Annotated in this window: 23 protein-coding genes and 1 tRNA gene; 8 read left to right on the top strand and 16 right to left on the bottom strand. The window is 63.9% G+C overall.

Annotated elements, in window-relative coordinates:
• Positions 1 to 87 precede the first annotated feature (87 nt).
• Positions 88 to 654 carry an NADPH-dependent FMN reductase gene (locus ACWGTI_RS12995; RefSeq protein WP_454587473.1) on the bottom strand — a complete coding sequence of 189 codons (567 nt, stop codon included), beginning with the start codon at positions 652 to 654 and terminating at the stop codon, positions 88 to 90.
• Positions 655 to 870: 216 nt separating this feature from the next.
• Here ACWGTI_RS12995 and ACWGTI_RS12990 point away from each other — a divergent pair, with 216 nt between their 5' ends.
• Positions 871 to 2,241 (top strand): cytochrome P450, encoded by a 1,371-nt coding sequence (locus ACWGTI_RS12990; RefSeq protein WP_454587472.1) that lies wholly within the window; start codon positions 871 to 873, stop codon positions 2,239 to 2,241.
• A 19-nt stretch (positions 2,242 to 2,260) separates the two neighbouring features.
• Here ACWGTI_RS12990 and ACWGTI_RS12985 read toward each other — a convergent pair whose 3' ends face one another.
• From ACWGTI_RS12985 to ACWGTI_RS12955, 7 genes are all read right to left on the bottom strand, one after another.
• Positions 2,261 to 3,241, bottom strand: coding sequence for a complex I NDUFA9 subunit family protein (locus ACWGTI_RS12985; RefSeq protein WP_454587471.1), 981 nt, complete (start codon positions 3,239 to 3,241; stop codon positions 2,261 to 2,263).
• A 104-nt stretch (positions 3,242 to 3,345) separates the two neighbouring features.
• Entirely contained in the window at positions 3,346 to 3,798 is a 453-nt protein-coding gene (locus tag ACWGTI_RS12980) for a DoxX family protein (protein ID WP_454587470.1), read from the bottom strand.
• 327 nt (positions 3,799 to 4,125) lie between these two features.
• Positions 4,126 to 5,127 carry an Ldh family oxidoreductase gene (locus ACWGTI_RS12975; RefSeq protein WP_454587469.1) on the bottom strand — a complete coding sequence of 334 codons (1,002 nt, stop codon included), beginning with the start codon at positions 5,125 to 5,127 and terminating at the stop codon, positions 4,126 to 4,128.
• A 106-nt stretch (positions 5,128 to 5,233) separates the two neighbouring features.
• Positions 5,234 to 6,043, bottom strand: coding sequence for an ABC transporter permease (locus ACWGTI_RS12970; protein WP_454587468.1), 810 nt, complete (start codon positions 6,041 to 6,043; stop codon positions 5,234 to 5,236).
• A complete protein-coding gene (locus tag ACWGTI_RS12965) occupies positions 6,043 to 6,756 on the bottom strand; it encodes an ABC transporter permease (RefSeq protein ID WP_454587698.1) in 714 nt (237 codons plus the stop codon). The genes ACWGTI_RS12970 and ACWGTI_RS12965 overlap by 1 nt, the downstream gene beginning before the upstream one ends.
• A 158-nt stretch (positions 6,757 to 6,914) precedes the next feature.
• Positions 6,915 to 7,712: a transporter substrate-binding domain-containing protein gene (locus tag ACWGTI_RS12960; protein WP_454587467.1), complete on the bottom strand. Its 798-nt coding sequence runs from the start codon at positions 7,710 to 7,712 to the stop codon at positions 6,915 to 6,917.
• A gap of 54 nt (positions 7,713 to 7,766) precedes the next feature.
• Complete coding sequence (locus ACWGTI_RS12955; RefSeq protein ID WP_454587466.1) at positions 7,767 to 8,582, bottom strand: ABC transporter ATP-binding protein; 816 nt, start codon at positions 8,580 to 8,582, stop codon at positions 7,767 to 7,769.
• A 214-nt stretch (positions 8,583 to 8,796) separates the two neighbouring features.
• Between ACWGTI_RS12955 and ACWGTI_RS12950 the strand changes: the two genes are divergently transcribed.
• The 4 genes from ACWGTI_RS12950 to ACWGTI_RS12935 all read left to right on the top strand — a co-directional run bounded on the left by ACWGTI_RS12950 (position 8,797) and on the right by ACWGTI_RS12935 (position 12,777).
• Positions 8,797 to 9,669, top strand: a complete 873-nt coding sequence (locus ACWGTI_RS12950; protein ID WP_454587465.1) for a dimethylarginine dimethylaminohydrolase family protein — start codon at positions 8,797 to 8,799, stop codon at positions 9,667 to 9,669.
• Positions 9,639 to 10,307 carry a TetR family transcriptional regulator C-terminal domain-containing protein gene (locus ACWGTI_RS12945; RefSeq protein ID WP_454587464.1) on the top strand — a complete coding sequence of 223 codons (669 nt, stop codon included), beginning with the start codon at positions 9,639 to 9,641 and terminating at the stop codon, positions 10,305 to 10,307. The genes ACWGTI_RS12950 and ACWGTI_RS12945 overlap by 31 nt, the downstream gene beginning before the upstream one ends.
• Positions 10,304 to 11,884, top strand: coding sequence for a 5-guanidino-2-oxopentanoate decarboxylase (locus tag ACWGTI_RS12940; protein WP_454587463.1), 1,581 nt, complete (start codon positions 10,304 to 10,306; stop codon positions 11,882 to 11,884). Before ACWGTI_RS12945 ends, ACWGTI_RS12940 begins: the two co-directional genes overlap by 4 nt.
• A 185-nt stretch (positions 11,885 to 12,069) precedes the next feature.
• Positions 12,070 to 12,777 (top strand): SDR family NAD(P)-dependent oxidoreductase, encoded by a 708-nt coding sequence (locus tag ACWGTI_RS12935; RefSeq protein WP_454587462.1) that lies wholly within the window; start codon positions 12,070 to 12,072, stop codon positions 12,775 to 12,777.
• A gap of 19 nt (positions 12,778 to 12,796) precedes the next feature.
• On the opposite strand, the gene ACWGTI_RS12930 is transcribed toward ACWGTI_RS12935, so the two are convergent.
• The 5 genes from ACWGTI_RS12930 to aroA all read right to left on the bottom strand — a co-directional run bounded on the left by ACWGTI_RS12930 (position 12,797) and on the right by aroA (position 18,694).
• A complete protein-coding gene (locus tag ACWGTI_RS12930; RefSeq protein WP_454587461.1) occupies positions 12,797 to 13,099 on the bottom strand; it encodes a hypothetical protein in 303 nt (100 codons plus the stop codon).
• 96 nt (positions 13,100 to 13,195) lie between these two features.
• Entirely contained in the window at positions 13,196 to 14,017 is an 822-nt protein-coding gene (locus ACWGTI_RS12925) for an MOSC domain-containing protein (RefSeq protein ID WP_454587460.1), read from the bottom strand.
• Positions 14,018 to 14,167: 150 nt separating this feature from the next.
• A complete protein-coding gene (rpsA, locus tag ACWGTI_RS12920) occupies positions 14,168 to 15,865 on the bottom strand; it encodes a 30S ribosomal protein S1 (RefSeq protein WP_112563700.1) in 1,698 nt (565 codons plus the stop codon).
• Positions 15,866 to 16,070: 205 nt separating this feature from the next.
• A complete protein-coding gene (gene cmk / locus ACWGTI_RS12915) occupies positions 16,071 to 16,727 on the bottom strand; it encodes a (d)CMP kinase (protein WP_454587697.1) in 657 nt (218 codons plus the stop codon).
• Positions 16,728 to 17,332: 605 nt separating this feature from the next.
• Positions 17,333 to 18,694 carry a 3-phosphoshikimate 1-carboxyvinyltransferase gene (aroA, locus tag ACWGTI_RS12910; RefSeq protein WP_454587459.1) on the bottom strand — a complete coding sequence of 454 codons (1,362 nt, stop codon included), beginning with the start codon at positions 18,692 to 18,694 and terminating at the stop codon, positions 17,333 to 17,335.
• Positions 18,695 to 18,900: 206 nt separating this feature from the next.
• Here aroA and ACWGTI_RS12905 point away from each other — a divergent pair, with 206 nt between their 5' ends.
• From ACWGTI_RS12905 to ACWGTI_RS12895, 3 genes are all read left to right on the top strand, one after another.
• Positions 18,901 to 19,296, top strand: a complete 396-nt coding sequence (locus ACWGTI_RS12905) for a TIGR02300 family protein (RefSeq protein ID WP_142867911.1) — start codon at positions 18,901 to 18,903, stop codon at positions 19,294 to 19,296.
• A 172-nt stretch (positions 19,297 to 19,468) separates the two neighbouring features.
• A tRNA-Ala gene (locus tag ACWGTI_RS12900) sits at positions 19,469 to 19,544 on the top strand.
• Between the two features lie 105 nt (positions 19,545 to 19,649).
• Positions 19,650 to 20,027 carry a hypothetical protein gene (locus tag ACWGTI_RS12895; RefSeq protein WP_454587458.1) on the top strand — a complete coding sequence of 126 codons (378 nt, stop codon included), beginning with the start codon at positions 19,650 to 19,652 and terminating at the stop codon, positions 20,025 to 20,027.
• A gap of 40 nt (positions 20,028 to 20,067) precedes the next feature.
• Here the strand turns inward: ACWGTI_RS12895 and ACWGTI_RS12890 are convergent, their stop codons facing one another.
• The 3 genes from ACWGTI_RS12890 to ACWGTI_RS12880 are packed head-to-tail and all read right to left on the bottom strand — an operon-like array spanning position 20,068 to position 22,756.
• Positions 20,068 to 20,832, bottom strand: a complete 765-nt coding sequence (locus ACWGTI_RS12890; protein WP_454587457.1) for an ABC transporter ATP-binding protein — start codon at positions 20,830 to 20,832, stop codon at positions 20,068 to 20,070.
• Positions 20,833 to 20,856: 24 nt separating this feature from the next.
• Positions 20,857 to 21,855: an ABC transporter substrate-binding protein gene (locus ACWGTI_RS12885; RefSeq protein ID WP_454587456.1), complete on the bottom strand. Its 999-nt coding sequence runs from the start codon at positions 21,853 to 21,855 to the stop codon at positions 20,857 to 20,859.
• Between the two features lie 52 nt (positions 21,856 to 21,907).
• Positions 21,908 to 22,756 (bottom strand): ABC transporter permease, encoded by an 849-nt coding sequence (locus ACWGTI_RS12880; RefSeq protein ID WP_454587455.1) that lies wholly within the window; start codon positions 22,754 to 22,756, stop codon positions 21,908 to 21,910.
• Position 22,757 lies beyond the last annotated feature (1 nt).

Below are 22,757 nucleotides of genomic sequence, written 5' to 3'. Positions count from 1 at the left end.
GAACCGCCCCCGGCTCAGTCACCTGCCGACCATTTCATCTCTTTATGGCATGAGCAAGCCGCGCTTTTTGGCCGAAAATCGGCGCTTTCAGGCGCGCATCGGTTTCAGCGCCTCGCTCCAGCGCAGCAGCTCGTCCAGCATCGTCTTGGCCCCGCCAGCCACATGCTCGCTGGCGTTGAAGGCGCCGTTGTCGTCCAGCAATTTCTGATACAGTGGCAACGCGACACCTTCAGGAATCGGCATGATGCCGACCGCGGTCAGCAGCGGCTTCAGCGCCTGCGCCGCGCGCAGGCCACCGGAGACGCCGCCATAGCTGAAGATGGCGGCTGGCTTATGCTTCCACTCGCGGAGGAGGTAGTCGATCGCGTTGACGATCGCCGGCGCGACGAAATAATTGTACTCCGGCGCCACGAACACAAACGCATCGGCGGCATCGATGGCCTTCGACCAGGCCTTGGTGTGATCGTTCTGGTAGTTGCCGAGCCTCGGGTGATGCGGCTCGTCCAGAACCGGCAGCTGGAACGCGGCAATGTCGGTCAGCACCGGCTCGAATTTGCCGTGCTCACGGGCAAACCCCTCCAGCCAGTGGGCGAAGACCGGCCCGGCGCGACCCGGCCGCGTGCTGCCGATGATGATGTTCAGCTTGTGCTTCAAGGCGGGCTCTCCTGGGCGATTGGCAGTATCTGTTGGTGACTGTCACTACGGCAGAGTGTCCGGCTCGACAAGGCGGATCCGTTTCACAGACGGTCACGATCCGATGAACACAACGCCGGTCGAAGCGTGCCCGCGCTGCAGCGTTCCAGTCTGCCCTTCGGTCACATGGACGCCCGGATTGCCAGCCACTACATAGAGGCATCAGCGGAGTACATGATGGACACGCAGCCCGTCCCTTTCGTGCCGCCGGCGCCCAAGCCGCGCACGACGCCGCCTTCGACGCTGGAGATGATGCGGATCGTCTACCGCAATCCGCTCGAACTGTGGGGCGAGCACACCTACAACGAACCCTGGATTTCGGCGAATGGTATCGGCGGGCATCTGATCGTCGCCAACGATCCCGGCCTCATCCGCCACGTGCTGATCGACAACGCCAAGAACTACAAGATGGCCACCGTACGCCAGATGATCCTGCGCCCGATCCTGCGCGACGGCCTGCTGACCGCCGAAGGCGAAGTGTGGAAGCGCTCGCGCAAGGCGATGGCGCCGGTGTTCACGCCGCGTCACATCTTCGGCTTCGCCGAGCCGATGCTGCGTCGAACGATGCAGTTCGTCACCCGCTACGAAAATGGCGGCATGTCCGATATCGCCCACGACATGACGCTGCTCACCTACGATATCCTCGCCGAAACGCTGTTTTCCGGCGAGATTTCGGGCGAGCCCGGCAGTTTCGCGCAGGAGATCGACCGCCTGTTCGAGACCATGGGCCGTGTCGATCCGCTCGACCTTTTGCGCGCGCCCGAATGGCTGCCGCGGCCGACCCGCATCCGCGGCCGCAAGACCATGGCCTACTTCCGCAAGATCGTCACCGATACAGTCAAGATGCGCGAGGAGCGGCTGAAGCGCGACCCCGACACAGCGCCGCAGGATTTCCTGACGCTTCTCCTGCGCGCCGAGGGTCCGGACGGGCTGACGCGGGCCGAGGTCGAGGACAACATCATCACCTTCATCGGCGCCGGTCACGAGACGACGGCGCGGGCGCTCGGCTGGACGCTCTACTGCCTCGCCGAAGCGCCATGGGAGCGCGAAAAGGTCGAGCGCGAGATCGATGCCGTGCTGGCGCGCGAGCCAGACCCGACGAAGTGGCTGGACGCCATGCCGTTCACCCGCGCCGCCTTCGAGGAGGCGCTGCGGCTCTATCCGCCGGCGCCGTCGATCAACCGCGAGCCGATCGAGACGGAGACGTGGAACGATCTGGTGCTCCCGAAGCGCGCCGCCGTGCTGGTTATGCCCTGGGTCGTGCACCGGCACAGAAAACTGTGGGACAGGCCCGATGCCTTCATGCCCGAGCGCTTCCATCCGGGAAACCGCGAGAAGATCGATCGCTTCCAGTATCTGCCGTTCGGCGCCGGTCCGCGCATCTGCATTGGCGCCAGCTTCGCCATGCAGGAAGCGATCATTGCGCTGGCCATCATGCTGTCGCGCTTCCGCTTCGATGCGACGGCGGAAACGAAGCCGTGGCCGGTGCAGAAACTGACGACGCAGCCGCAGGGCGGCCTGCCGATGCAGGTAACGCGGCGCGCTTAACGGGCGCGACGCCCTGCTACTATGCGATGCTAGCAGGCTTGCGCTGGAACTGGCCGGCGGCGCGGAAGCGCCAGAGGTAGCTCGGCAGGATGGTGCCAATCGACTGCGGCTGGATGTCGAGGCCGGCAAGCGTCCGGTTGGCCTTGTTGGCCGCCTCCGAGACGATGTTGTGTTCGCGCAGCTGCAGCACCTGGTCTTTGGTCAGCAGCGGATTGGGCAGCAGGCCGAGGATCGAGGCCTGCAGATTGGCCACCCACCACGGCACCGGCACCAGCAGCCGCTTGCGCTCGATCACGGTCAACAGCTCTTCCATGCACTGCTTGAAAGTGAGCACTTGCGGGCCGCCGAGCTCGTAGATCTGGCCGCCCTTGACCTTGCCTTCGACCGAGCGCGCAACCGCCTCGGCGACATCGCCGACATAGACCGGCTGGAACTTGGTCTGGCCGCCGCCGATCAGCGGCAGCACCGGCGAATAACGCGCCATGTCGGCGAAGCGGTTGAAGAAGCTGTCCTCCGGTCCGAAATTGATCGAGGGGCGGAAGATGACGGCGTCGGGGATGGTTTCCAGGACTGTCTTTTCGCCAAGCGCCTTGGTGCGCGCATAGTTGGATTCGGCGTTGAGATCGGCGCCCAGCGCCGAAATATGGGTGAGGCCGGCGCCGACCGAGCGCGCGGCTTCGGCGACGGCGCGGGCGCCGAACTCGTGCACGGTGTTGAATTTCTGCCGGCCGCCCTCATGCAGGATGGCGACCAGGTTGATAACATGGTCGGCACCCTGAACGGCGCGGTCGACCGACCAGCGCACGCGCACATTGGCCTGCACCGGCTGGATCTGGCCGACATTGCCGAGCGGCTGCAGATGTCCCGCAAGATCGGGCCTCCGCACCGGAACCCGGATGCGGTAGCCGCGCTTGGCCAGCGCCCGCACGATGTGGCGGCCGACGAAGCCGGAGCCGCCGAAGACGACCACGAGCTTGGGGATCTGCAGGATTTCGGTCATGGCTGGCTCCGGCGCTCGAAAGCTTGGCTGAAGCCGTTTCATAGTCCGTTTTGGGCCAAAGGCAAAGGGTGACGCGTCGTCGCTGCCACCCCATTTCGACCTTGTCAGAATGCCTTGCCGATGCGCGCGTCGACCGACTGGCGGTTGCCGCCGCGGATGACGAAGAACAACAGGATCGTCGCCCACAAAAGCGACTTTTCGGCACCTGAAAAGCCCTGGCCGACAATGATCCAGTGGAACCAGACCGTGACCAGAAGCACAAACGTTCCGGCGAAGGCGGCCGGCCGGGTCAGCAGGCCGACGGCAATGAGTATGCCGCCGAAGAACTCGGTGCAGGACAAAAGCAGCGACCAGAACGCGCCGGGATAGAAACCGAGGCCTTCGACCATCTCGGCGGCGCCGAAGGGATCGGTGATCTTCTGCGAGCCGTGGATGGTGAGAAACCCACCGGCGACGACGCGGAGCAGGGTTTCCACGCCGTCATGCAACGACGAATACAGGCGGCCAAACACCGGGATGATCAGTCTGCCGCGGGAAGCGTCGGTGGTTACGGACATCGTAGCTCCTGTTGTTGTGATGACCCCTCGCAAACGCCCGATGGCTCCCATCAAGTCAAGTTAACAAAAGTTAACTTTTGTAATCAGGTTTAGCATGCAGGCAGAACGAAAGCAGAAAACCCCGCCGAAGCGGGGTTTTCCGGGTGACACAACGGTCGAGACAGGGCGCAACGGGACGGCTAACCTGAGACGGCATACCCCGCCCGGGCCCTAAACGCATCCGACAGAAGACACCGACCGGGCAAACCCGACCCGGCAGCTATTGGTCGTTGCGATCGGCAGAAAGGTTCAGCCAAGGCGCGGAAAATCTGTTGCGAGCAGAACTGCTCAGCCCGAATAGCGCTCGGCGAATTCGGAAATGCGCTGCACCACGGCTTTGGGGGCGTTTATGCCGCGGGCCTGCGCCTTCTCGGCTGCTTCGGCACGGGCACGGCCCGGCACGTGCACGCCAAAGCGCCGGCGCAGCCGGTCGAGCTGGTCCTTCATGCGCTGCTCGAAATCCGGATCAAGCAGTTTGGGCTCGATGGCAAGCACGAACAGGCCGGTTCCAGGGCTGTCCGGTCCGCCGGTGAACCATGGCGCGTCGAGCGACCAGTTGGCCCCCGAAATGCCGGCCGCCAGCACTTCGACCATCAGCGCGATGTTGGCGCCGCGCTGGCCGCCAAAGGCAAGCATGGCGCCCTTCATGGCGGCGGCAGGATCGGTGGTCGGGTTGCCGCTGGCGTCCAGCGCCCATCCCTCCGGGATCTTCTTGCCGTCCTCGGCCGCCTTGCGGATGTTGACGAAGGCGGTGGCGCTCGAAGACTGGTCGATGACCAGCGGCGCGCCATCGGCGGCGGGTGCGGCAAACGACATCGGATTGGTGCAATAGACCGGCTTGACCGAGCCCGAGCCGGCAAGCACGGCCGGCCCGTTGGTGGCGGCGAAGGAGACCAGTCCCAGTTGCGCCAGACGCCCGGTGAAATAGCCGAGCGCGCCGCACGTATAGGCGTTCTTCTGCGAGAAGATGGCGACGCCGAACAGCTTTGCCGCCTTGGCGAGGTCGTCGATGGCGCGGTCGAAGCCGGTATGCGCCAGGCCGCCGCGCGCGTCGGAGAGATAGACGGCGAGCGCCGGCCGGGTGATCACCGGGTCGGCATTGCCGTCGATGCGGCCGGCTTCCAGCGCTTCGAGGTAATCGATGAAGTGGCTCAGCCCGACGGTCGAAAGCCCTTCCGCCTCGGCGGCGATGATCGAGGCGGTGAGCGACTGCGCCGCCTCCTCATTGGCACCGGCGCCGAGTGCCGCCATCCGGCACAGCCCTGTTACCTGGTCGAGTGAGAGTTGCATGATGGGTCCCGGTGAATGGTGAATGGTCGATAGTGAATGGTCGTCTTAAGCGAGGCCGCGAAAATTGCGACCCTTTTCCGCGGACCATTCACCATTCACTACTTCACTACCCAATCTTGTTCGGAATCCGTGCCTCGATCTTGCTGAAGGCAAATACCAGAATGCCGGTGATGATCATGTAGATCAGCGCCAGGAGCAGCAAGGGCTCGTAGGTCAGGTAGGTGTCCTGCCGAACCTTGGACGAGACGGCGAATATGTCGATGACGCTGATCGTCGCCACCAGCGGCGTCGACTTCAATTGCAGCACGGTTTCGCCGGTCAGCGTCGGCAGCGCCCGGTAGATGGCTTGCGGTAACCAGATGCGGCGGAAAGTCTTCCAGCGGCTCATGCCGAAAGCGCGGGCTGCCTCAAGCTGCCCCTTGGGCACGCCGGCAAAGGCGCCGCGCATCACTTCGCCCTCGTAACCGGCGAAGGACAAGGTCAACGCCAGCACGCCATAGGGCCAGGCCTGTCTGAGATAGGGCCACATCCAGGATTCGCGGATCCACGGATATTGCGGAAACAGCGAGCCCAGCCCGTAATAGAGCAGCCACAGCTGGATCAGCAGCGGCGTGCCGCGGATGACGGTGCAGAATGTCTTGGCGGGAGCGGAGAGCCAGAAAGGGCCCGCGGCCTGCGCCAGCCCGAGCGGCACGGCAAGCAGGAAGCCGAGAAAGCAAGTGACGGCCAGGATCCACAGCGAGCGCCAGATGCCAAGCAGTCCCATTTCATAATATTGCGGCAGCCAGTCCCAGCGCATGAAGAAGATGGCCCCGAGCACCAGCGCCAGGGCGATCAGGATCAGCACGATACGGTGTGGCTGCAGCCATAGCGACGTCCGCGCGGCAACGTTGATGATGGTCGCTTCTCCGGCCATCAGCGCGCATCCTTGAGCGAAGGCATGCCGCGCCGCGACCAAGCCTCAAGGCGGCCGATGAGCAGGTTCGAAACCAGCGAAAGGATGAGATAGAGCACGCCTGCGGCGACGAAGAAGGTGAAATAGGCTTTGGTGACGCCCGCGGCCTGCCGCGTCGCCAGCGCCAGTTCGTAGAAACCGACGACCGCCAGAAGGGCGGTGTCCTTCGTGGCGATCAGCCACAGATTGGCGAGGCCCGGTATGGCGAAGGGCAGCATCGCCGGCAGCGTTATGCGCCGCAGCATCAGGCCGGGTGACATGCCATAGGCACGGCCAGCTTCGATCTGGCCCTGCGGAATGGCCAGGATCGCACCGCGGATCACTTCCGTTGAATATGCGCCCTGAACAAAGCCGAGCACGGCAATGCCTGCGGCAAGGCCGCTGATGTCGACGCGCTGATAGCCCATTGCGGTCAGCGCCTGGTTGATCAGGTCCGTCCCGGCGTAATAGAGCAGCAGGATCAGGACCAGTTCGGGCACGGCGCGCACCACGGTTGTGTAGACGGCGAGCAGGTCGCGCACGACCGGGCCGCCATAGAGCTTGCCAAAGGCGCCGCCGGTGCCGATCAGGAGACCGAGGCACGTGGCGCCCAGCGCGATCTCGATCGAATGGAGCAGTCCCAGCAAAAGAGTTCCGCCCCAGCCCGGCGGGTTGGGCGAGAGAAGTTCGATGATGCCGGCCGCGGAGGCCGAAAGAAGTGCGTCGATCAGCGTCGCCCCCGGATTGCTGACTCTAACCGCCGACGGCAGCGCCGGCGGCAAGCATGTCTGGGAAAGATCTGGCAGGGAAGCATGGCGCTGGCGCCATGCCTCCCAAGCTCATGCGAGGATCGTCAGTTCGACTGCGCGCCGCCGCCACCATAAATGTCGAAATCGAAGTACTTCTTCGAGATCTCGTCATATTTGCCGTTGGCGCGGATCGCCTTGATACCGGCGTTGATCTTGTCCTTCAGCTCGGTGTCTTCCTTGCGCACGCCGGCGCCGACGCCCGGCCCGAGCACTTCATCGTCGGGAGCCACCATGCCCTTCAGGTCGCAGCAGGCCTTGCCCTGGTCCGACTTCAGGAACTCGCCGAGCGCGATGGAGTCGGCCTGTACCGCATCGAGGCGGCCGGCGGCCAGATCGTTGTTGGCTTCGTCCTGCGTCTGGTATTCCTTGATTTCCTGTGCGCCGGTGAAGTGCTTCTTGGCGTAGACCGCATGCACGGTCGATACCTGGACGCCGACCACCTTGCCCTTGAGGTCGTCCGGCGTGGCGCCGAATTTCTGGTCCTTCGGGCCGATGATGGCGGTCGGCGTGTTATAGTACTTGTCCGAGAAGTCGATCGTCTTCTCGCGTTCGGCGGTGATCGACATCGAGGAGACGATGAGGTCGATCTTCTTGGTCGTCAGCGCCGGGATGATGCCGTCCCAGGCGACAGGAGTGATGACGCAGTCGAGCTTCTCCTCGGCGCAGACGGCGTCGATGAAGTCGATTTCCCAGCCGACCCATTTGCCCGAAGCGTCGGGCGAGGTGAAAGGCGGATAAGGCTCGGCGGCGACGCCGATCTTGACCGGATCAGCCTTGGCCACGCCCATGGCGGCGACGCCGAGCAGCAGCGCTGCGGCGAATGTTTTCAGAACAGTCTTCATTTTCACGACTCCCAGTTTGTTGTTGGTTCCCGGTTTTCTTCCGTCCCGGCTTTCCTAGCCGATGTTGCGGATGAACTGCTTCAGCCTTTCGGATTTCGGTGCGCCGAAGATCTGCTCCGGCGGCCCCTCTTCCTCGACCAGCCCGTTGTAGAGGTAGACGACATGGGTCGCGACCTCGCGGGCGAACTTCATTTCATGCGTGACCAGGACCATGGTGCGCCCCTCGCGCGCCAGGTCGCCGATCACCTTCAGCACCTCGCCGACCAGTTCCGGGTCGAGCGCCGAGGTCGGCTCGTCGAACAGCATGACGCGCGGATTGATGGCCAAGGCACGGGCGATCGCCGCGCGCTGCTGCTGGCCGCCGGAGAGATAGGCCGGATAGACGTCGCGCTTTTCGGCGAGGCCGACCCGCGCCAGAAGCTTTTCGGCTTCCCTTATCGCCACGTCGCGCTTGACGCCCAGCACATGCACCGGAACCTCGATGACGTTCTCGATCAGCGTCATGTGGCTCCACAGGTTGAAGTTCTGGAACACCATGCCGAGCTTGGAGCGGATGCGCTCGATCTGCCGGCGGTCGGCGGGCACGGTGTGGCCATGGCTGTCAGCTTTGAGTTTGATCTCTTCGCCATTGACGCGGATGATGCCGCTGGTCGGATTTTCCAGGCAGTTGATGCAGCGCAGCAGCGTCGATTTGCCGGAGCCCGAGCCGCCGATGATGGCAATCACCTCGCCGTCGCGCGCCGACAGCGAAACGCCCTTCAGCACATGCAGCTGGCCGAATTTCTTATGCAGGTTCTCGACATGGATGGCTTCGGCGGCGCTATTCTGCGCCTTGCCGGATTGGACTGCGGCGGCTCCCACCGCGCTCACCGGGTGACCTCTACCACAGGGTCGACCGTAGATCGTCGAACGTCTATCCGGCTAATCAACATACGCTGTAATGCCCACTCCAGACTTCAGCATGGACCCAACAGCGCGAGCCCGTCAATCCCGCTCATTACGGCACTTGCGGCCTTATTGTGCAAGTGTATAAATAGCTTTCGATGAAATTTTCCCGATTTTTTTCACCTTGAAAAGGGCACTGATGAGCGCTTTCGGATCACAGTCCATGGCGGCGCCGTTGCGGCGTGTGCTGATGCGGTCGGCGGCCAACGCCATGCGCGATGCCGACAGAGCCTCCTGGCACTATGGCCCCGGGTTCGACCCGGCGAAAGCCGCCTCGCAGCACGCGATCCTTGCCGAGCTGGTAGCGGCTTCCGGCGCCGAAATCGAATGGATCGAGGACAGGGCCGACGGCCTATCGGATTCGGTGTTCACCCACGATCCGTCGCTGATGACCGACCGCGGCGCGCTGATCCTGTCCATGGGCAAGCCGTTGCGCGCCAGCGAGCCTTCGCTGCACGAGGAAACCTACACACGCCTCGGCATTCCGATCCTCGGCCGCGTCGAGGCTCCCGGCCAGGTCGAGGGCGGTGATTGCGTATGGCTGGATGCCCGCACGCTGGTGATCGGGCGCGGTGTGCGCTCCAATCAGGAAGGCATCCAGCAGGTCTCCAACCTGCTGACGCCGCTGGGCATCTCCGTCTACGGCTTCGATCTGCCACTGTGGCAGGGCGAGGAGGCGTGCCTGCATCTGATGTCTGTGATCAGCCCGCTGGCCGACGATCTTGCGCTGGTCTATTCACCGCTTTTGCCGGCCCCGTTCTATCAGATGCTGAAGGCGCGCGGCATCCGGCTGGTCGAAGGCGACCCGCAGGAGTTCGCCGCGTCCAACGGCCTCAGCCTGAACGTGCTGCCGACCAGCCCGCACAAGGTCATTGCCGTCGCAGGCTTTCCCAGGACCAAGGCCGCGATGGAAGCCGCCGGCTGCACGGTTGAAATCTTCGAGGCGGACGCGCTCTGCATCGCCTGCGAAGGCGGGCCGACATGCCTGACGCGGCCCATCCTGCGCCAATGAATGAGCGCCGCAAGTTCCGCCGCGAGGGCGAGGAGCGGCGGCGGCAGGATTTGATCGACGCGACCCTGGACAGCGTGGCCGAACATGGCCTGGAGGGCGCCAGCGTGCGCACCATCGCCTTGCGCGCCGGCGTCACCGCCGGGCTGATCCGGCACTATTTCCCCGGCAAGGAAGAATTGCTGCAGGAAGCCTACGCGGCGCTGATGGGCCGCATGACCGAGCAGGCGAAGGCGGCATTGCTCATGGAAAACGCCTCGCCGCGCCAGCGCCTTGCGGCCTTCGTCACCGCCAACCTCAACGCGCCGATCATCGACGCGCGGGTGTTTTCGCTCTGGGCAACCTTCATCGGCCGCGCCGGCGCGGATCCGAGCCTGGCTCGCGCCCATCGCGAAGGCTACCTTGGCTTTCGCAACGAGGTGGAAGCGGTCGTGGCCGAAGTGCTTGCCGCCGAACGGCGCAAGCCGGAGGCAAATGAACTCCGCCGCCACGCCATCGCGATCAACGCCATCCTCGACGGGCTCTGGATAGAAGGCTGTCTGGCCGCAGAGATGTTCTCGCCTGGCGAATTGGCGGCGATCGGCGTCAAAGCCATAGAGGCCGAGCTCGGCCTCGCGCCGCAAAAGGGAGAAGGCCTATGACCACCATCGGCGAAGCGCTGATCTCACTCCTCGAAGCGCATGGCGTCGACACCGTCTTCGGCATTCCGGGTGTCCACACGGTCGAGCTCTACCGTGGGCTTGCGCGCTCGAAGATTCGCCACATCACGCCGCGCCACGAACAGGGCGCCGGCTTCATGGCCGACGGCTATGCCCGTGCCTCTGGCAGGCCGGGCGTCGCCTTCGTCATCACCGGACCGGGGCTGACCAACACCATCACCGCCATGGGCCAGGCACGCGCCGATTCCGTGCCGATGCTGGTGATTTCGGGCGTCAACGCGATGCCGACGCTGGGCAAGGGGCTGGGCTTCCTGCACGAGCTGCCGGACCAGCGCGGCATGATGGAAAAGGTGGCGCTGTTTTCGCAGCGCGTCACCGAGGCCAGCGAATTGCCCGGCGCTTTGGCGCAGGCGTTTGCGCTGTTTTCCTCCGCGCGGCCGGGGCCCGTGCATATCGAAATCCCGACCGATGTCATGGTCAAACCGGCCGACGGCATCGCTGCCATGCTCACCAATGCGACGCCGCCGGCGCCGGATGGCGTGGCCGTTGCCGACGCCACCAGGCTGATCGCAGCGGCGCGCCGGCCGCTGATCCTGGCTGGCGGCGGCGCCAAGCGCTCCGATGAGCCATTGCAGCGCCTGGCCGAGCGGCTCGGCGCACCCGTCGTCCAGACCGCCAATGCGCGCGGCCTGCTGCACGCGCATCCGCTTTGCGTGCCCGCCAGCCCCAGCCTGAAGGCGGTGCGTGCGCTGATGGCCGACGCCGATCTGGTCATCGCGGCCGGTACCGAGTTCGGCCCGACCGACTATGACGGTTACAGTGATGGCGGTTTCGTGCTGCCGGCCAACCTGATCCGCATCGATATCGGCGCCGACCAGCTTGCCCGCCGCCCGGTGAGCGTCGCCATCCAGGCCGATTGTGCGGAGGCGCTGCATGCACTGCTTGCCGCGCTCGGCCCCGATCATGCGGCGGCGAAGGGCGGCGAAACGCGTGCCGACGCGGCGCGAAAGGCGGCTTTTGCGGAATTGAGCCCGGCCTATGCCGCGCAGGTGCATGCGGTGGAAGCGATCCGCGACGCCTTGCCGGGCGCCATCATCGTCGGTGATTCCACGCAGCCGATCTACGCCGCCAATCTGTATTACGACCACGACCGGGCGGGCGGCTGGTTCAACGCCGCCACTGGCTTCGGCGCACTCGGCTACGGGCCGCCGGCGGCGATGGGCGCGGCGCTTGCCATGCCAGGCGTGCCGGTGGTTTGCCTGACCGGCGACGGTGGCTTCCAGTTCACCTTACCGGAGATCGCGGTTGCGCTCGATGCACCGGCGCCGGTCATCTTCGTCGTCTGGAACAACAGAGGCTATCGCGAGATCGAGACATCGATGCTCGATGTCGGCGTCGAACCGGTCGGCGTGTCGCCGGCGCCGCCGGATTTCTGCAAGCTGGCCGAGGCCTACGGCATATCAGCCGAACGGCTTGCCGGTACTGCTGATCTCGCCGATGCGCTCAAACGCGCCCGCGCAACTGGCCTGCCTCACGTCATCGAAATCACTATCAACTGAGGCTTGACCACGCGCCGAATGTCCATGCGCCAGTCAAAGGGGACGGTCGGCTCCTTCGAGCGATGCAAAGACGCAATACTGCCATGTCGAGATGGCGGTTGAGTGATCGCGCGAAAGGGGCGACGCTCTGCGTCGGCGCGGCATAACGACAGACATAATCATAAAAAACGACAGGAGCGTCGAGGATGACGGAAACACTTCAGGGAAAGCATATCGTGGTGACCGGCGGCACCGGGGCACTCGGCGCAGCGGTCGTCGGCAAACTATTGGCCGACGGCGCGATCTGCCATGTGCCCAATGCTCACGCGTCGGCCCCCTCGCATTTTCCCTTCGTGTCGGATGAGCGCGTCCGGCTGGCGCACAATGTCGATCTTGCCGATCCCGCCAAGGTCGATGCTTTCTACGCCAGCGTTCCGGATCTGTGGGCCTCCATCCATCTGGCCGGCGGCTTTGCCGCAGCACCTGTGGAAAAGATCGAATCCGCATCCTTTGCCGAAATGATGGACACCAACGCCCGCACTACCTTCCTGTGCTGCCGCGCCGCGGTGCGCTCGATGCTTGGCTCGGCTACGGCCGGCCGCATCGTCAATGTCACGGCGCGCGCCGGGCTCGACCCGCGCCGCGGTTCCGGCATGGTCGCCTATGCCGCCAGCAAAGCCGCGGTGGCGGCGATGACGGTGGCAATCGCGGAGGAGCTGAAGCACAAGGGCATTCTGGTCAATGCTGTCGCTCCTTCGACGCTCGATACGCCCGCCAACCGTGCCGACATGCCGGATGCCGACGTCACCAAATGGGTCAGCCTGGAAGCAGCCGCTGAAGCCATCGCCTATCTGGCATCGCCGGCCAATCTGGCGATGAGCGGCACGCTGGTGCCGCTTTACGGCCGCGCCTGAGGGGCGGCCGCGGGGCGGCTCATTTGCAGACGAGCTTGCCTATCTGCAGCTTGAACTTGCGCGGGCCCGGCATCGGTTCCGCGCTCGCGTCATCGACGATAAACACATCGAGCGTGCAGCCGCCGCCGACCACCCGGTAGTGGTCGTTTCCGATATGCTCGATCACGTCGATGGGGCCATGATTTTCCAGCCTGCGGGCAACATCGCGGCTGTCGGTGATGGCGTCGATCTCGGCCTTGCGCTGCCAGTAGGGCGGCAATGCCGCCGCCGCTGCCACTGTGCCGGCCAGCAGGAATGCTGCGACAAAACCGATGCGGGTCATAGGGCCTCCGAACCGTCTGGCATCCAATAGCGGTCTTCTGCGACCTGGCGAGTATGGCGGCCGCCAACGCTTCTACAGCATCAGAAGAACCTGCGACTATGTCAGGTTCGAGACGCCCGCCTCCACGACCTCGACTGCGTCGCCGATCGAGATTGTACCGGCGTTGTTCGGTATCGCGTTCTGACCGAAGATGATGCCACCCTTGGCGGAGCGGTGGAGTTTGCCCAGCGTCTGCAACGGCTCGCGCGGGTCCGGCTGCTCGCCGCTGTGCGGGTCGCGGGTGGTGATGACACAGCGCGAGCAGGGCTTGGCGATGCGCAGCTCGACAGCGCCGATGCGGATCGTCTTCCAGCTGTCTTCGGGCCAAGCGCCTTCCGCGTCGATGACGATGTTGGGGCGAAACCGCGCCATCTCGATGGGCCTGGCCAGATGGCTGTTCAGATGCTCCAGCGAGCCCGTCGTGGCCACCAGCAGCGGAAAACCGTCGGCAAAGCCGACGTAATCTCCAGGCTCGCCGAATTCAGGGTCGACCGGCCGGTTTTGCGGATCGTCGAAATAGACCAGATCGACGGGCCGGCCAAGAATCGTGGAGAGATAAGCGCCGGCGGCTGGATCACACGACCGCGCGGCAACCATATCCTTCCAGATCTTGACCTGACGGAGTGCAGCACCCGGGCCTGGAACCTCGACGGCGTGCGAACCATGCCTGTCCTGTTTCAACAGGATGCCCGCGCCGCGATGCTCGACGTCGATCGTCGTCATATCAGGTATCTGGCGAATGGTGAGGAACTGTCCGTCCTTGTCGACGACCATCCAGCGGCGGTCGCCTTCCATGCCCATGGTCTCGATGTCGGCGCTCGGCACGGCATGGCCGCGCAGGCTCTTGACCGGATAACGATAGAGTTCGACGACCTTCATGCTCATCACCCTATTGCCAGGAGTGCGGAGTTGAAGGGATTGCACGGTCCTTGTCTTGTGCCAGTGCCGCGAAATGAAAAACCCGCGAGCCTTGCGGCCCGCGGGTTTCTTGTTTCAGGCCGCGCGCGAGGCGCGGCAGGCAGCCAAAACTTAGCTGCCCTGCTTCTTCAGCGCGGCGCCCAGGATGTCGCCCAGCGAAGCGCCGGAGTCGGTCGAGCCGTACTGAGCGACTGCTTCCTTCTCTTCGGCGATTTCCAGCGCCTTGATCGAGACCTGCAGCTTGCGGGTCTTCTTGTCGAAGGCGATGACGCGAGCGTCGACCTTCTGGCCGACGGTGAAGCGCTCGGGGCGCTGCTCGTCGCGGTCACGGCTGAGGTCGGAACGCTTGATGAAGGTCTCGATGCCGCTGTCGACCAGCCGCACTTCCAGACCGCCATCCTTGACGCCGATGACTTCGCAGGTGACGACCGCGTTCTTGCGCAGTTCGCCTGAAGTCGCCGCTTCGCCGACCGTATCCTTGGCCAGCTGCTTGATGCCGAGCGAGATGCGCTCCTTGTCGATGTCGACGTCGAGCACCTGCGCCTTGACCATATCGCCGCGATTGTACTCTTCGATGACCTGCTCGCCCGGACGGGTCCAGTCGAGGTCGGACAGGTGCACCATGCCGTCCACGTCGCCTTCGAGGCCGATGAACAGGCCGAACTCGGTCTTGTTCTTGACTTCGCCCTCGACCTGGCTTCCGACCGGATGGCTCGAGGCGAAAGCCTGCCACGGATTCTCGAGCGTCTGCTTGAGGCCGAGCGAGATGCGGCGCTTGGCCGGATCGACCTCGAGCACCACCACGTCGACTTCCTGCGTCGTCGACAGGATCTTGCCGGGGTGCACGTTCTTCTTGGTCCACGACATTTCCGAAACGTGGATGAGGCCTTCGATGCCCGGCTCCAGCTCGACGAACGCGCCGTAGTCGGTGATGTTGGTGACGGTGCCCTTGATCTTCTTGCCGATCGGGAACTTGGTGCCGATCTCGGACCACGGATCCGACTCGAGCTGCTTCATGCCGAGCGAGATGCGGTGGGTTTCCTGGTTGATGCGGATGATCTGCACCTTGACCGTCTGACCGATGTTGAGGATTTCAGTCGGATGGTTGACGCGGCGCCAGGCCATGTCGGTGACATGCAGCAGGCCGTCGATGCCGCCGAGGTCGACGAACGCACCGTAATCGGTGATGTTCTTGACGACGCCTTCGACAACCTGGCCTTCCTCGAGGTTCTGCACGATTTCCGAACGCTGTTCGGCGCGGCTTTCCTCGAGCACGGTGCGACGCGACACAACGATGTTGCCGCGGCGGCGATCCATCTTGAGGATCTCGAAGGGCTGCGGGTTGTGCATCAGCGGGGAGACGTCGCGGATCGGGCGGATATCGACCTGGCTGCGCGGCAGGAAGGCCACGGCGCCGTCGAGGTCGACGGTGAAGCCGCCCTTGACCTGGTTGAAGATGACGCCTTCGACGCGCTCACCCTTGGTGAACTTCTCTTCGAGCTTGACCCAGCTCTCTTCGCGGCGGGCCTTGTCGCGCGACAGGACGGCCTCGCCCAGTGCGTTCTCGATGCGCTCGACCATGACCTCGACAGTGTCGCCGACCTTGAGTGTCGAGTCCTTGCCCTTGACGCCGAATTCCTTCAGCGGCACGCGACCTTCGACCTTGAGGCCGACGTCGATGATGGCCATGTCTTTTTCGATCGCCAGGATCGTGCCCTTGACGACCTGACCTTCGCCGGAGTGACCGGTGGTAAATGATTCTTCGAGCAGGCTCGCGAAATCGTCGCGAGTGGGATTTGCAGCTGACATATTTTCTCCTGGAGTGCCCCGCATCTTAAGCGGGACGGGCGCCGTGGGTTAGCGTTGCGTTGGCCTGCCGGCGTTCCGGGCTACAAAAGCCCTGGGCCGCCTAGGCGGCAATTCCGGCGCATGAAGAATGCTGGCAGGCTGGTTCGTGCCCGATATGGGTATTTTCTTCGCTTCCGGCAACGGAAAACGCGGCGAAAACCTTCAATCAGGCTTTATCTCTTTTGGCCAAGGCGTCGTCGATGATCGTTTTGGCCGCCAGAAACGCGGCCTCTATAGCCATTTCGGAGGTATCAAGCAAGTGCGCGTCCGCCGCCGGCTTCAGCGGCGAGTCGGCGCGGCCCATGTCGCGTTCGTCACGGCGCACGATATCGGCGAGGATTTCGGCGAAGTTGGCACTGCCGCCGATGCTCTCGATCTCGGCCAACCGTCGCCGCGCCCGCACCTCGGCGCTCGCCGTCACATAGAGCTTAATGTCGGCGTCGGGACACACCACGGTGCCGATATCGCGCCCGTCGAGCACCGCGCCGGGCGGCGTTTTTGCGAAATCGCGCTGCTTTTCGACCAGGATGCGCCGTACCGTCGGGTAAATCGCGACCTTCGACGCCGCTTCGCCGACCGCATGCGCCGAGAGAACCGCCCGGTCGAGCTTTGCCAGATCGACCTGGCGCGCGGCGGTCTCGGCGGCTGAGACATTGTCGAGCGGCAGTCCGACTTGAAGCAGTGCATGGGCGACGGCGCGATAGGTGAGCCCAGTGTCGAGGAGGTTGAGGCGGTAGTGGTCGGCCAGCCGGCGGGCCAGCGTGCCTTTGCCGGCGCCGGCGGGACCGTCGATGGCGATGGTGAAAGTCTTGGCCTCGCCAATCTTACTCACGATCGTCCTCTACATTGGATTTTTCTGTAAACCGACCAAACCACATATGACTGATCAGCAAGTACATGGTGGGAACGAATATCAAGAGGCCGAGTGCAGCGGCGATAGGATGAATGGGTCTAACGGAACCCAACGAGTAACCCAAAAGGCTCTGCGAAAGGGAAATTATACAGCCAACAACTATGCATAGATTGACCACCAGATGGCGTCGTTTTTGCCAGATGCTCAAGCCAGACAACGCCCTTGAAGTGACGTCCGACGGCGAGAGAAAAACGAGGCGCTCTTTCGTGAGAATGGAGCCACGCAAGGTTTGGCGGCGACGGCGCCAATAAACCACGCTTACTGCCAAATTCACAATGCAATAGCCGATGATGCAATAAATAAATACGTTTACGGCTGTGAGGCCTTGCCACCACGCAAAGAACGCAGCTGCGGGAATTATGATTGTTGACCAGGCTAGGGTCCATTCCGAGTTCGTAAGCGATCGGAGGCGGTCGAATTCCTCCTGGCTCACGACATAGGTCGGTGACCACCGACTCATTCGGTAGAATATCTTGCCGTCAGCCCGTCTTATCCAGCCCGGACCGCGTTCAGCGTTAGACATCAATCTCCGCGCCCAGTCCCTTCATCAGCCCCATGAACTCCGGAAAACTCGTCGCGATCATCGCCTGATCGTCAATGGTCACCGGCTTTTCCGTCGCCAGTCCCATGACCAGAAAGCTCATGGCGATACGGTGGTCGAGATGGGTCTGCACGGTCGTGTCCTGGCCGTTGGGATGGCCACCTAGGCCCCTGCCGCCGGGCTTGCCGCGCACCGCAAGCGAAGCCTCGCCCTCGGTGCAGTCGACGCCGTTGAGCTTAAGTCCGGTGGCGACCGCCGCCAGCCGGTCGGATTCCTTCACCCGCAGCTCTTCCAGGCCCTGCATCAGCGTCTCGCCCTCGGCGAAGCTGGCGGCAACAGCCAGCACCGGATATTCGTCGATCATCGACGGCGCCCGCTCCGGCGGCACGATGACGCCCTTGAGGTCGGAATGACGCACGCGCAGATCGGCGACGTCCTCGCCGCCGGCATTGCGCGGGTTCAAGATGTCGATCTGGCCGCCCATCTCCTGCAGTGTCAAAAGCAGGCCCGTGCGGGTCGGGTTCATCAGCACGTTCTCTATGACAATGTCGGAGCCCGGCACGATCAGTGCCGCGACCAGCGGGAAGCCGGCCGAGGACGGGTCGCCGGGCACCGCGATGATCTGTCCTGTCAGCTTGCCCTGGCCCTCGATGAAGATGTGGCGCACGCCGCGCTCGTCGGTCTCGACCGACAGATTGGCGCCGAAACCCTTGAGCATCTTTTCGGTGTGATCGCGCGTCATCACCGGTTCGATCACCGTGGTGATGCCCGGCGTGTTGAGGCCGGCGAGCAGCACGGCTGACTTGACCTGCGCCGAGGCCATCGGCACGCGGTAAGTGATGGGTGCTGCGTGCTTCGGCCCATGCAGCGTGATCGGCATGCGGTCACCGGGCGTTGCCTTCAGCACCTGCACGCCCATCTGGCGCAAGGGTTCGAGCACGCGGCCCATCGGCCGTCCCGACAGCGAAGCGTCGCCGATGAAGGTCGTTTCCATGTCGTAAGTGCCGACAAGGCCCATGGTGAGGCGCGAGCCGGTGCCGGCATTGCCGAAGTCGAGCGGGCCTTCCGGCTGCAGCAGCGCGCCATTGCCGGTGCCGCGGATCACCCATTCGGCGCCGCGCTTCTCGATATGCGCGCCCATCGCCTTCATAGCCGCGGCCGTGCGCATCACATCCTCGCCTTCCAGCAGGCCGGTGACACGGGTTTCGCCGGAGGCCAGGCCGCCGAACATCATGGAGCGGTGTGAAATCGACTTGTCGCCCGGCACGCGGGCGGTGCCGGAAAGGGCTGGGGATTTGCGGGCGGTGGCCGGCTTGGCAGCGGCGGCGTGAGACATGGAATTTCCCTGGACGGAATGCCGGCGCACCGGCGCTTTTCATTTGTTGCGGCGGTCTCGTATCACGGCGGGCACAAATGGTCATCCCCATGGTCGTCACTTGGCGCGAGGCCTTTCAGGACTTGGTTTTGTGACGCCGGCTTTTCGCTTTGACAGCGCGGTAAACTCTGGTTATGGGGACCACTCTTTTATTGACGAGGCTTGCCGTGGCAAAAAACGAACTTGGCACAAAGCGTGTCGACCCTGAGACGGGTCGAAAATTCTACGACCTGAACAAGGACCCGATCGTCTCGCCCTATACGGGCAAGACCTATCCGCGTTCCTATTTCGAGGAAGGCAAGATTGCCGCCATCGAAGAGGAAGAGGAAGTGGCCGAGAAGGAAGTAGACGCCGAGGAAGAAGAAGGCGTTGAAGTCGTCTCGCTTGAAGAGGCCGACGACGATGCCAAGGGCGGAAGCGACGACCTTCCCGATCTGGGCGATGACGAGGACGATGTCGACCTCGGCGACGACGAGGACGATACTTTCCTTGCCGACGAAGAGGAAGAAGACGACGACGTCGCCGATATGATCGGCGTCGGCGACGACGACGACGAGGTCTGATCGGCCGCGGGCCTGGTGCCCGCAGCCTTTCTTGAGCTGTGACGAAAAAGCGGTTCTTGCAGGCTTGATATTCAGGGAAGGCGGGGTTAGAAGCCGCCTGCACTAAACGGCGCGGTGTTGAAAACCGCGCCGGACCTCTACGCCGGCAACGGCGCCGGCTGACTGCCGGAGTGGGGCCATAGCTCAGTTGGGAGAGCGCTTGAATGGCATTCAAGAGGTCGTCGGTTCGATTCCGATTGGCTCCACCAAACAGTCTCTTTCCGACGCTCGGTTTCGCGGCATTCATGCTTGTCGCCTGCCAGTCTGCGCCTGAACCAGCCCCGGCTCCTGAACCTCAGCCCATTGCACCGGCCATGGTTTCTCCTCCGGACGGTGCTGCCGTCCTCGATCCGTCTGTCAGGGTCATGCCCCCCGGCGAGGGCATCCCGGCCAGATATGTCGCATTTTCCGGCATATGGGGCGGGCAATTGGACGGGATGTATGACGGCAAGCTCGCAGTGCTGACGATTTCGCGCGGTGGCAACGTCACCGCCACCTACGCCTGGGGCGATATCGCCGACAACAAACCGGGCGTGGCCGACGGCGAAGGCAAGATTTTCGGCAACACGTTGAAACTGCGACGCCTTCCCAATGGCGGGGATGTAAGCGCGGTCATGCAGGCGGACGGAACGCTGGCCGTTACCTATGGGCTTGCCGACCGCACCTATACGGGCATGTTCACCAAGCAATAGTCGCGAGAATGGCCATGGCCGGGCTGAGGTCCGGCCTCGATCAATGCAGGCCGAACTCGCGCAGCAATTCTTCGCGATAGCGCACGAAGCGGGTTTCGCTGCGCTCGCGCGGGCGTGGCAGGTCGATGTCGATCAACCGCGCCGCGCCGCCTTTCTCCTTGGGCAAGATCAGCACCCGGTCGGCTAGATAGATCGCCTCTTCCAGATCGTGGGTGACCATCACCATGGTGACGTTCTCCTCACTCCAGATGCGCGCCAGTTCCTCCTGCATGCCGATCTTGGTCATGGCGTCCAGCGCTCCCAGCGGCTCGTCGAGCAGAAGGATCTCGGGCTGGACGGTAAGCGCCCGGGCGATGCCGACGCGCTGTGCCATGCCGCCTGAAAGCTGGCTCGGATAGGCATCGGCGAATTCGGCAAGGCCGACCAGTGCGATGTAGAAGCGGGCGCGTTCCTCGGCTTCCCTTTTTGGCACGCCGCGCACTTCGAGGCCGAAGGCGACATTGCCGAGCACGCTCAGCCAGGGCAGCAGGCGCGGTTCCTGGAAAATCACGGCACGCTCGGCGCCGACGCCATGCACCGGCTGGCCGTCGATGGCAACGCCGCCGCTGTCGGCCGCCTCCAGCCCGGCAAGGATGCGCAGCAGCGTGGTCTTGCCGGAGCCACTGGCGCCGACGATGACAAGGCATTCCCCCGAACGGATGTCGACGTTGAGCGTCCGCAGCACGGCAAGCCGCCGCCCGCCGAGGCTGAAGGATTTGGAGAGGTCGCGGATCGAGACCTCTCCGCCACGGTTGGAACCGGTCATCTCATCTCTCAGCTATTTCAGGGCTCAGTTGGTCTTGGTTTCGCCGGGACGGTACAGAATGTCGGCGGCTTTCAACTTGCCTTTGGCCAGGCGGCCGTCGCGCTCCAGAACGGCGACCCAGAAATCGATGTCGCGATCGGTCGCCTGCGCACCTTCACGCAAGCCGAAGCCGGTCCAGTAGCGGGCGAGATCGCCGTTCTCGCCGCGCTTGTTCAAGATGTTGGCCACCACCTTGCGGGCTTCGTCCGGATTCTGGCGCGACCAGTCTGAGGCGCGCGCCGACTGTTCGACGAAGTTGCGTGCCGCATCCGGATTGGCGGCAATGAAGTCGCGCCGGAGCACGACGAAGCCGCCGGCGAGTTCGCCGAGTACATCGGTGTCGTCGAACACACCGCGCACGCCGCCATTGGCGACCAGCGCGCCCGCGAACGTCGCCTGCCAGTAGCCAAGGCCGGCAATATCGACCTGGCGCGAGCGCAAGGTCTGCTCCAGCTGCGGGCCGGGCACGACGACGAGATTGGCGGCATCCGGCGGCAGGCCGACGCTGTGCAGGGCTTCGCGCACCGTATAGTCGAGATGGGCGCCGAGCGTGTTGACCGAGATGGTCTTGCCGGCGATGTCGGCGATCGATTTGATCGGGCTGTCTTCCAGCACGTAGAAGACGCTCTTCACATCCTTGTTGATGCCGTTGCTCGGATAGGCTGCGACGAAGTCGTTGCCGCCCGATATCGAGTTGATCACAGCTGCGGTCGCAGCCGAACCGAGGTCGACGCTACCGGAGGAGAGCGCAAACAGCGATTCCGGCCCGCCAGAGGCATAGCCGACATTCTCCAGCTCGACCCCGAGCCCCTTGTAATAGCCGAGTTCGTCGGCCAGTTCATGCGGCGAGATGGAGCCGCGGCTGGCGAGATAGCGAAATTTTACCGGTGCGGTTTCGGCAAAGGCGAGGCGCGGCAGGCCGGTGGCGATGAGGCCGGCGGCAAGCGGTGCGCGGGCAAGCAGTGAACGGCGGGTGATTGTCATGGATCCGGTCTTTCCTGGGTTTGAGGGAGGCCTGGGTTGAGTTGTGGGCTGTTCAGTTGGCAGGACTGCTCCAGCGGCAGAGCCGCCGCTGCAGGACGACCAGCGCCTGGTTGGCGATCAGGCCGAGGCCGGCGAGGATGACGATTGCCGCAAACATCAGCGGGATCTGGAAATTGTACTGCGCGTTCATCACCTGGAAGCCGATGCCCTTGTTGGCGCCGATCATCTCGGACGCGATCAGCAGCAGCAGCGCGGTGGTGGCGCTCAGCCTCAGGCCGACGAAGATCGACGGCACGGCGCCCGGCAGCACGACGCGGCGAAACACGGTGAGCCGGCCCGCGCCGTAGACGCGGGCCATTTCGAGCAGCTTGGGATCGACTTCCTTGACGCCGCTGGTGGTGTTGAGCAGCAGCGGAAACAGGGTGGCCCAGAAGATGACGAAGATCTTCGAGGTTTCGCCGAGCCCCAGCAACAGGATAAACACTGGATAGAGTGCCAGCGCCGATGTCTGCCGGAACACCTGCAGGATCGGATCGAGCGCGGTTTCGACCGGGCGCACCTGGCCCATGAACAGGCCGAGCGGGATGGCGACAGCCACCGCCGCGCCGAAGGCAATGCCGGCGCGTTGCAGGCTTATGGCGATGTCGCCAAGCAGGCTGCCGCCGGCAAGCCCCTTCCAGAGCGCTGCGATGATCATGTCGAGCGGCGGCAGCACCGCCGCGTTGACCCATCCGGCGCTGCTCGCCACCTGCCAGAGCAGCAGGAAACCGACGAGCACGCCGTAGCGCGACAGCAGGCGTCCAGCCGTCCGGCCGCCGAGGCGCAGAAAGTCGTCGCCGAGCCCGCTTTCGCTGCGGCTGGCTCGGATGGTGATCGGCCGATCGATGTGCTGCAATGTCATC

The organism is Mesorhizobium sp. ArgA1 (assembly GCF_053714375.1).
Note: the sequence above shows the minus strand (reverse complement) of the source record. Positions and strands in the feature narration are given on the sequence as shown.